1 protein-coding gene is annotated in these 639 nt (G+C 67.0%); it reads left to right on the top strand.

Annotation, left to right across the window (positions count from 1 at the left end):
* Window positions 1-639 (top strand): NAD(P)H-dependent flavin oxidoreductase (locus AD89_RS0117325; RefSeq protein ID WP_025780878.1); only part of this gene is annotated, 639 nt, incomplete at both ends.

Raw genomic sequence — 639 nt, 5'->3', positions numbered from 1 at the left:
GACCTCGCCGAGGTGGTCCGCCACCAGGTGCCGATCGTCATCACCTCGCTCGGTGCCCGTGAGGAGGTCAACGAGGCCGTCCATTCCTACGGCGGCATCGTCCTCCACGACGTCATCAACAACCGCTTCGCCAACAAGGCCGTCGAGAAGGGCGCCGACGGCGTCATCGCCGTGGCCGCCGGTGCCGGCGGGCATGCCGGGGCCCAGTCGCCGTTCGCGCTGGTCCAGGAGATCCGCTCATGGTTCGACGGCCCCCTGCTGCTGTCGGGCGCCATCGCCCACGGCCGTTCGATCCTTGCGGCTCTGGCCGCCGGTGCCGACTTCGCCTATGTCGGCTCGGCGTTCCTGTCGACACCCGAGGCGAACGTCGTCGACGACTACCGTCAGATGATCGTCGAATCCGGCGCCGATGACGTCGTGTACTCGAACTACTTCACCGGGGTGAAGGGCAACTACCTGCGCGGATCCATCGTCGCCTCGGGCCTCGACCCGGACAATCTGCCCGACGCCGATCCCACGAAGATGGACTTCAGCTCGTCTTCGGGATCGGACTCGAAGGCATGGAAGGACATCTGGGGTTCGGGCCAGGGCATCGGCGCACTCGGACAGCAGCAGACCACCGCCGAACTCGTCGAGACC

The organism is Brevibacterium sp. VCM10, assembly GCF_000583215.1.
In the GTDB taxonomy this organism is placed as follows: domain Bacteria; phylum Actinomycetota; class Actinomycetes; order Actinomycetales; family Brevibacteriaceae; genus Brevibacterium; species Brevibacterium linens.
Note: the sequence above shows the minus strand (reverse complement) of the source record. Positions and strands in the feature narration are given on the sequence as shown.